The sequence below is a fragment of the Neisseria sp. P0022.S010 genome, assembly GCF_051956635.1.
Window position 1 is genome coordinate 1 of the sequence record NZ_JBQCXF010000121.1, and the last position, 7,919, is coordinate 7,919.

The following is a 7,919-nucleotide window of genomic DNA, read 5'->3' on the forward strand; positions in this document are numbered from 1 at the left end:
TATGTAACCAATCCACATTAAATTGTAAATAATTAAATTCAGAATACAGTAAATTTTTTGTTTTGCAAAGCACGGAACACGGGCTTTATGAAAAATCGTAGTGCTTTTGAGGGGAAGTCATTTGAAAACAAAAGATTGCAAAAATTATCTTAAATTGGAGAAAAGGAAAGGCAATGAAACTATCTTTCCTATAAATGAAACGTTACGCAGAGAAAAAGCGTAATTATGCGACACGAAAGGCGCTTTCAGACGGCCTGATAATGGCGCTACCCCGTATTTCTGATGAATACGGGGTAGTGCGTCAGTTTGAACTAAATAGAAAAATCGTCTTTCAACAAATGTTTATAAGCGAAGAGATAGAAAGCGGCAACAAAAGACGATCCGCCAAGGACGTTACCTAAGAAGACGGGAATCATATTGTAGAAAAATTGACCCCAGCTGACATTTGCACCTGCCCAAATACCGGCCGGAATGATGAACATATTGGCAACAAAGTGTTGGAAACCGATTAACACGAAGATCATGACCGGAAACCAAGTTGCCAAAATGCGGCCTGAAGTATGGCGTGAGCCGAAGTAGAACCAAATACCCATGCACACCATCCAGTTGCATGCAATAGCGGAGACGAATGCACGGCCAAAGTCCATATTAACTTTTGCTTCGGCGATGGCAATGGTTTTCGCCGTAGCAGCTCCCTCTGCCAGGCCAACGTAGTGGCCGAGGAAATAGGCCATGGCAACGGCGCCTGCCAGATTGCCCAAGCTGACGATGAGCCAGTTGCGTACCAGTTTGTAGGTGCTGACGCGGCCGGTCAATCTGCCCAAAGCCATAATCATCATATTGCCTGTTGCCAGCTCACCACCGCCGATTAAGATACAAATCAGCGCAATCGGGAATACGGACGCACCCAAAAGGGCGGCCAGACCGTTCCATTCGGCCGGAATGCCGCTGATGACGCGCAGGCAGGCAAGATAGCCGAAGCCGACATAGCCGCCGCCTAAAAAACTTAAAATCACCAACATTTTGATGCTGAACTCGGACTTGGCGCAGCTCTTGCCGATGGCTTCCTGCAAAATCTCGTGAGGGTACAAATCTCGTGTATCCATGAGGCTCCCTTAAATTGGAAATATCTTGTTTATCATGAGGATAATAAGTTTGCCTGAGAATGATGCCGGTAGGAAATAACGCCTGGTTGTAAGAATAGAAGAGGGGGTTATATATTGGAGCGGCTAAGGCCAACGGCTGGCTTTTTAAGAAAGATAAGTTGAGGCGTGGAGATATTGGCTTTTTAAAAACGTAAAAGGCCGTCTGAAAAAGTTGCTTTCAGACGGCCTTTATATTTGCTTGGGTAATGAGAACTACAAGCGCGTTACGCTTAAAACGCCTTTAATGTCGCCCAAACTGGCTAATACGCGTGGCAGGTCGTTGACTTGGCGGACTTCAAGGGTAAAGCGCATACTGGCTTCCAAATCGCGCGATTGGGTCTGCACCGCGGTAACGTTGAGTTTATGACGCGCTAGAGCATCCGAAACGTCGCGCAGCAAACCGGAGCGGTCTTGGGCACGGATTTCAACATCGACGGCAAACACTTGTCCTTCTTGCAAGGCTGCCCAGCTTGCATTCAACACTTTTTCAGGAGACTGTTCGGCAAGGTGGCGGAAAGAAGGGCAGGTGTTGCGGTGGACGGAAATACCGCGGTCTCGCGTAACGAAACCGATGATGTCGTCCGGAGGTGCCGGTTTGCAGCATTTGGCAAGCGTGGTCATCAGGCCGTCTTCGCCGTCAATCAAAATACCGTTTTTGCCGCCTTTTTTGATTTTAGACTGCTTGACGATATTGGTTTCATCAATAGGTACAGGAGGCGGTTCATTCAGCGCGCCACAGGCTTTGTGGATGGCGCGGTTGGAAACTTCACCCTGACCGATGGCCGTATAGAGTTCGTCGGTTTTTTTGAAGCCGAGTTTTTCCGCCAATGCTTGCAGATTGGGTTTGGGGAAGATTTTTGACAACTGTTTGTCCAGCTGGGCGCGGCCTTCTTCGCGCACGGTATCCGCATTTTGCTGGCGGATGTAGGCACGGATTTTGCTGATGGCGCGGTTGGACTTGACCCAGCCTTCGTATAGCCAGTTGACGGAAGGATTTCCCTCTTTGGCGGTAATGATTTCAACGCGTTGGCCGTTTTCCAAAGGCGTGGACAGCGGCACGATTTGTCCTTCGACTTTTGCGCCGCGACAACGGTCGCCCACGCTGCTGTGCAAGGCATAGGCAAAGTCGATAGGAGTAGCGCCCGTAGGCAGGGAGAGGACTTTGCCGTGCGGGGTCAAAACGTAAATCGTATCGTTGAACAACTCGGTTTTAAAGGCGGCGGCAAGGTCTTCCTTGCCGCTTTCGGCCATGTTTTCACGCCAGTCTAAGAGTTGGCGCAACCAAGCGATTTTTTGTTCGTAAGCGGAATCGCCCTTGCCGCCTTCTTTATAACGCCAGTGGGCGGCAACACCGAATTCGTTGAATTGGTGCATGTCGAAGGTGCGGATTTGGACTTCCACGCCTTTGTCCTCCGGGCCGACGATGACGGTGTGCAAACTTTTATAGCCGTTGCCTTTCGGGTTGGCGATATAGTCGTCAAACTCGCCCGGAATCGGCTGCCAGAGGCTGTGGACAATGCCCAACGTGGTGTAACACTCGGGAATGGTGTCCACCAAAATCCGTACGGCGCGGATGTCGAACAAGCCGTCGAAAGTGAGCTTTTTCTTCACCATTTTTTTGTAAATGGAGTAGATATGCTTCGGTCTTCCGGCAACTTCAAAATGAATATTGTATTTTTTCAGTTCCGTACTCAGGATATTGAGGAAGTTTTCGATGTATTCGAGGCGTTCGGTGCGTTTTTCGTCCAAAAGCAGGGCGATTTCGCGGTATTTTTCCGGCTCTTGATGACGGAAGCCCAAATCTTCGAGCTGCCATTTGAGTTGCCACACGCCCAAGCGGTTGGCGAGCGGGGCAAAAATGTCGAGGGTTTCTTTGGCAACGGCGCGCTTTTCAGGATTGTCGGGAACGTTGCTTAAGAATTGGAGGGTGCGCGTACGCATCGCCAGTTTGATCAGGACGACGCGGATGTCGGTAACCATCGCCAACAGCATTTTACGCATGGTTTCGGCCTGCTGGCCGCGTTCTTCCGGCGTGGCAAGGCTGTCCACGCGTGCGAATTGGGTTAGTTTCTGTACTTCGTCCACGCCTTTGACCAGTTCGCAAACGGTGCTGTTGCAGCGTTCGGTAACCAATTCGTGCCAAGTGGGAACGTATTTGCCGATGTCGGACAAAATTGTGGCGGCCACGGCATCGGGCAAAAGGTCGAGTTCGCTGACGATTTGCATCGAGCCGAGGAAATGTTCCAGCAATGGCTCGCCGTAAGTCGTTAGTGCATCGGCAGGATAATGTTCTTTAGCTAAGTCAAAGGCCGTCTGAATCAGGTTTTTATCGGAATCGGGCAGCGCGGCAACATAGCCGTCGAACCAAGCGAGGAGGCCTTCCAGCGTTGCACTCGATGTTTGGGGCGTTTGGCGAATAGTGGTCATGGCGTGCGTTTTTTTCTTTTTGATAAAAACGTTGCTATTGTAACAGTTTATTGCCGACAGCCCTAGATTTGTATGCGAATGTGGCACTATGTTTCAGGACACCTTGTTTCAGACGGCTTTGGGTGTTATGGTTAACCGTTTTGAAATTTTAAGGAGTATTTCGATGAAACTGTATATTTACGACCATTGCCCGTTTTGCGTCCGTGCGCGGATGATTTACGGCTTGCGCGATGTGGCGGTGGAAGAGGTTGTTTTGGCAAACGATGACGAAGCTACGCCGATTGGTATGATTGGCTCAAAACAAGTGCCGATTTTGCAAAAAGAAGACGGTTCGTTTATGGGCGAAAGTTTGGATATTGTCCGTTACATCGATCAAGGCCGTCTGAAAGAAGAAGTTCGTCCCGAGGTTCAGGCTTGGTTGGACAAAGTGGGCGAATACAATAACAAATTGGTACAGCCGCGCATGGTTAAAATCGGCCTGCCCGAATTTGAGACCGATGAAGCGAAAAAATACTTTATCGATAAAAAAGAGAGAAGTATCGGCAATTTCGAGACTAATCTGAACAAAACGGCGCAATATTTGGAGCGTCTGCATCAAGACTTGGCCGAACTGGAAGCGCTGGTGTGCGAAGGCGAGGGCTTGGGCGGTGAAATCAGTTTGGAAGATATCCTGACGTTCCCTATTTTGCGTAACCTGACCGTTGTGCGTGGTATTCAATGGCCGCAAAAATTGATGGATTATTTGTTGGCGATGAGCGAGCGTTCCGGCGTGGCTTTGTATTTTGACCGCGCATTGTAATGAATGTTTGAAACATGAAAAAGGCCGTCTGAACATCTTTCAGACGGCCTTTTGGTTTAATAGGCAATCGTATCGGCAACCTGTGACAAACCGTTTTCCAACGATTCGAGCATGGCGGTATAGCCATCGCCTTGTTGCGGCGTGACGGCGTTAAACGGTTTGCTGCGTCCGTCCGGCCATTGTGCATAACCGCTGATGGTGGTCTGCCCCTGATAGCTGCCTTGGAAGGCTTCGATATAGATTTTCAGGGTTTGGCTGCTTTGGCTGCGTGAAGCAGGCACAAAGGTGCGATGTGGATTGAGGCGGTTGAGCTTGTTGCTGAGGTTTGCTGCCAACGCGCCATCGAGCGGTGCCGCCCAAAGGTGGTTTTTCGCCAGATTCACATGATAGGCATCGGTTTGGTAAACGAGGCCGCCGTTGGCAAGCGGTTCGGCAAGGTTGACTTTGACCGCGATTTCGTTGCTATGCACAGCAGGTCGGATGTACTGGCTGTCGGGCAAAACGAAATATTGTGTGCTTTGCGCAGTGCCGCAGGCGGCAAGCGTCAGGGCGGCGGCAATCGGGAAGAGGCGCATTATCGGCTTCCTTTCGGGATAGGGTCTTTGCTGCTGCTGTTAAAAATCAGCGCGTTGGGTTTTTCTTTCAAAGTATTAATCACGGGTTGAACGTCTTTTAAGGTTTTGTCCAAACTTTGCAGCGTATTTTGTACGTCGCCGTAGATGGGCGATTGAGGCGATACGCCTTGCAGGGTTTGACGCAATTCTTTCAGGGTTTGGTTCAACTCGTTAGGGATGTTTTGTGTCTGCGGTTTGCCGACCAGTTTGTCGATGGAGCTTAGGGCGGCATTGGCAGATTTGAGTGTGGACTTGAGCTCGGCAAGCGAACCGTTCAAGCCGGCAACGGTTTTATCCAATGGCAGATTATTGAACTTGTCTAACAAGTCGGCCACTTTTGCCTGCAAATCGTCCAAACCGCCACCTTGGGTCGCGATAACGGTATCGCCTGCATAAACGGTATGTGGCCGCAGCTTAGGCGAGGCGGAAGGCTGATCGTTCAACTCAATCATTTTGCTGCCGGTCAGCAGGTTGTTGCTGGAGATGGTGGCGGTCAGGCCTTTGTTTAAGGCCGTCTGAAATTGTTGTTTCCAATGCTCTTTGCTTTGTTCGTCCGCATTGATTTCCAAACGGGAAGGCTCGATGCGGATGCGTACGGGAATCCAGCCGTTTTCAAACAAATGCAGGCTGTCGTTACGGTCGAAATAGGGAACATCGGAAACCACGCCGACATTCAGGCCTTTGTATTCGACAGGAGAACCGGCAGTCAGACCGCGGACGGATTGTTTGAAAAATGCGGTGTAATACAACGAGCGGTCGTCAGGTAAGTTGGCGACTTCGCTGCGGCTGTCGTAAAGCGTGAAGCTGTCTTCGCTTTTAACGTTTTTGCTGTCGCTTGTTTTGGGCGAGTCAAAGGAAATCGCGCCGGACAGCAGGGCAGGCAGAGGGGCAGAATTGAGTTTGACACCGCTGCCTGTGGTTTCGATATTAATGCCACTTTCCAGCCAGAAACGGCTGGCGGAATTAATCAGTTTGTCGTTAGGGCTTTGGATGAAGATGGTGTAATGCACGCTTTGGTCGGACGGGTCGAAATGCGCGCTTTCTACTTGGCCGACCATAAAGTTTTCATACAAAACAGGGCTGCTGACATTGAGGATGCGGTCGTTTTTACCGATCAAGTTCAGGCGCAGGCCGCTTTGACCGATGGCGGCAATCGGTGGAATGTCTTGGACGACAAATACATCTTTGGTTTCTTGGCTTTTACCCGGTGTAAATGCAATATATGAGCCGGAAAGCAAGGTTCCCAAGCCGGTAACGCCGCTTTGGTCGATACGCGGTTTAACTACCCAAAATTGGGTATCGCTGCGGATAAGGTCTTTGGCATCGGCGCTGAGCTGGGCAGTGACTTCCACGCCTTTTTGGTCATCGCGCAATTTGATGCGGGTAACGCGTCCGACATCGACGTTCAACACCTTAATAACGGTGTTGTTGACCTCGATGCCTTCGGCGCTGTCCATCAACAGCGTAACGACAGGGCCGCGGTTGCGGATGTCTTTAACCAAAAGCCAGCCGCCGGCAATCAGCGCAATCAGCGGAATCAGCCATACGACGGACGCGAAGACATTGGTTTTCTTGACACGTGCCGGGGCGTGATAATTGGGTGAAGAATCGTGTTTTTTCATTGTGTTAAGGTCTGGTCAGAATCAAGGCCGTCTGAAAGCTGCTGTTGCTTGTCCCAAATCAGGCGGGGATCGAAGTAATAGGCCGAAAGCATGGTCAAAATAACGACCAGGCAGAAGTAAATCGCCGCACCACCCGGCACAACGCGCGCCATATTGGTGTGGAACGAACTCATCAAAATAATAATCACAAAAATATCAATCATCGACCAGCGGCCGATGGATTCGGTAATCCGATACAAAATCGACATCTTGTCCGCGCTCATCACGGGTTTGAAGTATGCGGAATAAATCAAAACCGCCATCGCAATAATCTTCAAAACCGGCACCATAATACTGGCACTAAAGATAATCACAGCAATCAATCGGTCGCCGTCGTCCCACATATAAACAATGCCGTTGAAAATCGTATTGATCTCCAAAGCCGTCGGGTTGGAGGAAATCATAATCGGCAGGATGTTGGCAGGGAAATACAGGATAAACGCCGCGACTAAAAACGCCAGAGAAATGCTCAGGCTTTTCGGGCGGCGACGGTATAAGTCTGCACCGCATACGCCGCAAGGCTGCTCGTCTTTATCGCGGAAATACAGGCAGCGGCTGCAACAGATTTTGTTTTCAGTGGCCGCCTGAACCGCATGGCCGCCGGTTAAACGGTGAATCTTATAATAAACCCAATGCTGCGGAATCGATACCGAAGTCCGAATCAGCATGACCGACAACGGAAACATCAGATAAAACGCCGAGCCGAATTCTACCGTAGCAACGGACGAGAGCTTGATATACGCCACCAGAGTGGAAATAAAAAACACATCCACCATAATCCAATGACGCAGCCGCACCAATACACGCGTTGCAAAGCGCAGCGCAGGGTAGGCCTTTTCACGTATCAAAGCCGTATAAACATAAAGGCAGAGCAGCAAAAACAGTAAAGGCGCGCCGAAGGTAAGGATAAACATCACTTCCGCCAGAAAACCGTAATCCAGCGAAATCAAAAGCCGCATCATTTGCGGCAACGACAAAATCGATGTCACGCCGAACAAATCGACGCGGATATACACCATATTGTACGCGAATGCCATCAGAATCAAGGTTGTCAGCGCATAGGCAATCGGCGCGATATACGGATTGTTTTCCACTTCCACGATTTCATGGTTGCACACCGGACAATGCGCTTCCTGCCCCTGACGCAGGCGCGGAATATCCATACGGCAGCCGCAATCCGGGCATTCCACCGTATGTGCAGGCAGCGTCGCATCAGGAAGATAAGACTTGTAGCGCCACCAGCGATGGTAGGCAGGAATCCGTTTCATGGTTC

6 protein-coding genes are annotated in these 7,919 nt (G+C 50.1%); 1 reads left to right on the forward strand and 5 read right to left on the reverse strand.

Translation table 11 applies throughout. From position 1 onward, the window contains the following. Positions 1-311: 311 nt before the first annotated feature. Both ACTHUT_RS11155 and ACTHUT_RS11160 read right to left on the reverse strand, forming a co-directional pair. Complete coding sequence (locus ACTHUT_RS11155; protein ID WP_070630334.1) at positions 312-1,106, reverse strand: formate/nitrite transporter family protein; 795 nt, start codon at positions 1,104-1,106, stop codon at positions 312-314. A 252-nt stretch (positions 1,107-1,358) separates the two neighbouring features. Further along, entirely contained in the window at positions 1,359-3,572 is a 2,214-nt protein-coding gene (locus tag ACTHUT_RS11160; protein WP_250601172.1) for a RelA/SpoT family protein, read from the reverse strand. 88 nt (positions 3,573-3,660) lie between these two features. On the opposite strand from ACTHUT_RS11160, the gene ACTHUT_RS11165 reads away from it, so the two are divergent. Beyond that, entirely contained in the window at positions 3,661-4,371 is a 711-nt protein-coding gene (locus ACTHUT_RS11165; RefSeq protein ID WP_250601170.1) for a GrxB family glutaredoxin, read from the forward strand. A 56-nt stretch (positions 4,372-4,427) separates the two neighbouring features. On the opposite strand, the gene ACTHUT_RS11170 is transcribed toward ACTHUT_RS11165, so the two are convergent. Genes ACTHUT_RS11170 through ACTHUT_RS11180 form a run of 3 tightly spaced genes read right to left on the reverse strand, consistent with a single transcriptional unit; the run spans position 4,428 to position 7,914 of the window. Beyond that, a complete protein-coding gene (locus ACTHUT_RS11170; RefSeq protein ID WP_250601168.1) occupies positions 4,428-4,946 on the reverse strand; it encodes a PqiC family protein in 519 nt (172 codons plus the stop codon). Beyond that, entirely contained in the window at positions 4,946-6,607 is a 1,662-nt protein-coding gene (gene pqiB / locus ACTHUT_RS11175; protein WP_250601166.1) for an intermembrane transport protein PqiB, read from the reverse strand. Before pqiB ends, ACTHUT_RS11170 begins: the two co-directional genes overlap by 1 nt. Beyond that, positions 6,604-7,914, reverse strand: a complete 1,311-nt coding sequence (locus tag ACTHUT_RS11180; RefSeq protein WP_250601164.1) for a paraquat-inducible protein A — start codon at positions 7,912-7,914, stop codon at positions 6,604-6,606. The genes pqiB and ACTHUT_RS11180 overlap by 4 nt, the downstream gene beginning before the upstream one ends. Between the last annotated feature and the right edge of the window lie 5 nt (positions 7,915-7,919).